The 2,324-nt window shown below is 66.0% G+C and carries 2 protein-coding genes and 2 pseudogenes; 3 read left to right on the forward strand and 1 reads right to left on the reverse strand.

What is annotated here, in order from left to right:
• Both VXC91_RS44625 and VXC91_RS44630 read left to right on the forward strand, forming a co-directional pair.
• Positions 1-220: pseudogene (locus VXC91_RS44625) on the forward strand (DMT family transporter); the annotation flags it as partial.
• Positions 221-331: 111 nt separating this feature from the next.
• The gene (locus tag VXC91_RS44630; protein WP_329513053.1) at positions 332-607 is read left to right on the forward strand and encodes a hypothetical protein; all 276 of its coding nucleotides are present in this window, start codon (positions 332-334) and stop codon (positions 605-607) included.
• Positions 608-779: 172 nt separating this feature from the next.
• Here VXC91_RS44630 and VXC91_RS44635 read toward each other — a convergent pair whose 3' ends face one another.
• On the reverse strand, positions 780-1,400 hold the full coding sequence (locus VXC91_RS44635; RefSeq protein WP_329513054.1) for a hypothetical protein: 621 nt from the start codon (positions 1,398-1,400) through the stop codon (positions 780-782).
• Between the two features lie 447 nt (positions 1,401-1,847).
• Here VXC91_RS44635 and VXC91_RS44640 point away from each other — a divergent pair.
• Positions 1,848-1,970: pseudogene (locus VXC91_RS44640) on the forward strand (site-specific integrase); the annotation flags it as partial.
• Positions 1,971-2,324 lie beyond the last annotated feature (354 nt).

Consider the following 2,324-nt stretch of genomic DNA (forward strand, 5'->3'; position numbering starts at 1 on the left):
CCAACCGGCACTCGCGCTCGGAGACGTCCTCGTCAGCCTCACCCTGGGGGTCACCCTCTACGGCGAAACCCTGCGCGGCGGCTGGTGGCTGGCCATCCAACTCCTATGCGTCGCGCTCGCGGCGACGGGTGTGACCGGCCTGTCCCATAGCCACACCCCGTGCGGCCAACCGGGCGGCACGGCGGAGACGGCTGTGCCGGCGGGCCACAAGACTGGTTGACGCAGTCCAGGCCATGATCCTATTGTCCGCCTTGCGCGTGGTTGCAGCCGACGGCAATGAAAGCCGACCGGATTCTGATTAATGCCGAAATCCGAGTAAGTGAGGGTAGTCGTGGGGGTGCTGCTCTCGTACCTGGTCCTTTTCCTTATTGAATGCGGCTTGATGGCGCTGCAGATTGTCGGCGCGTTCCTGCTCATGTTGAGTGCCGCTCTGTTTATCCGGCGCTTCGCTATTGCGCGCAAGCGTCGACCCGATGGCCACTTCCCGAAAGCGACGCCAGTGGCGCCATATGTGCTTGGCGGCATCGGCATTTGCTTGCTGGTTCCTACTTCGGCAGCGCTCTTCATCGGGAAGGAGTTGGGCATTTTTGAAGCCTGGGCGATATAGGCCGAAACCGTTGTGGTCTGCGGGGGCATCGTCGGCCTGCCGAGGCTGGTAGCGGGCGGCTGCGGGCGCGGTGGTTGCTGCACCTTGCTGCTGTACATCACCAGTTCGGAAGACGCCGTATGCGGATCGCGGCTGACCTGGCAACCGGCTGAGCTGCGCCGGAGCGTCTGGCTCAGATCAGCCAGGGGCCCACCAGATAGAACCCCGCTGCGGCTACTCCCACGAGCGCAAAGGCGACGCTGAGGCAGAGCAGGAAGAGGCCGAAGAACAGCAGGAACACGAACCCTGCGGTGGACTCGGCATCTGCCTTCTTCTCGCCCGGCACCAGCCAGAGACGCCGGGTCGGCAGCGCGGCCAGGTCAGGGGAGTCCCCGCTGTCCCTGCGCCAGAGGACCTCCTCGCTGTCGTCGGTTCGCAGCCGATAGGCCTGCACAAAGCGCTGCGCGCGGCGCTCGGTTCGCACATAGCGTGCCGGTACCAGGCGGGCCCGGTGCGGCTTTTTCACTGACCAGAACTCGACTGTCGAGAGCGCGGTCTCCCACGCAATCACCCAGAAGATCGGACCAACCCAGAGCACAGAGGCCTCCACCCACATGCCCTTGGCCAGGAACGCGACGGCGGCGTAGACGATCAGCAGCCCGCCGACTGCCCAGGCCGCCCGCATGGCCAACTGCCTGCGGGTGAACCGCTCCCGCAGGCGCGGCCGAGACGCGTCCCACGCCACGGGCACCGCGTCCTCCGGTTCCGCCAGTCCCTTCTCCAGAGATAGCGGCTCCCGTCCACGGGTGGACACGCCCGCAACGCCGCTTCCACCCCCGAGCAGGCCGCCGACCTGGCGCTGCCGGAGACTTCCCGCTCCCGGTAGCGAGCACGGTACCGTCCTGCCGGGCACAGGCGTGGTGGTCCGGCAGGTGCCAGGGGAGGATGGGGCGCCATAACGGGGTGGGGCACAACCGACCCTCTGCTTTTCAGGCGAGTACATCGGACGACGTGATGAGTCAGCCGTGCCCGCGACCGCACGTTGCGGTTGACTGTGACTGACCGCTGTGTGCCGCTGCGTTCGCTGACGTTGCCGTCACGCTGCCGTCAGCGCTCGTTACGCGCAACGCTCGAGGCCGGCCCCGTAGGCCGCATGCCGTGCGCTACTCAGGGACCGAGGACATTAGTGCTCCAGCCGGACGGCACCCGGGCCCGCAAGTTCGTCTAACTCAGCTTCCGCCCAGGCTTGAGATGTTGTCCAACCACCGCAGCAACCGCCGAAGAAGCGCATCGAGTTCTGCGCTCGGCGCTGTCCTCCGCCTGCCGCGAGGAACTGATCACGCGCAACGTAGCCAAGCTCGTCGAACCTCCTCGGACCGACAACAGTTCCTGAGGGGTGCTCAGCGAACAGTCCGTAGTCGCCTCCCGTCCGGACGGGGTGTCTCTGGTCGGGTTTCTGAGTACTGCAGCGTGCATACACGTTGCCGTCAACCGTTGCCGTCAGGCGGTGCTGCATGTGTTGGAGTGCGGGGTGACCAGTTCCACCGCCGGACTCGTATGGCAGGTCCCTCTGCATGGATCAGATATGGGTGGTGCTCATCGGCTCCGTAGCAGCCGGCATCGTCGCCCTCGGCTATGTCTGTATCGGGATTATCGGCGGCCGGCGTCAGACCGCAGGCCAAGCCGACGTTGCGCACGGCCAACGGGCCCTCTCCATCGCCAGGACCGTGTACTCCGA

This window comes from Streptomyces chiangmaiensis, assembly GCF_036281785.1.
Classification (GTDB): domain Bacteria; phylum Actinomycetota; class Actinomycetes; order Streptomycetales; family Streptomycetaceae; genus Streptomyces; species Streptomyces chiangmaiensis.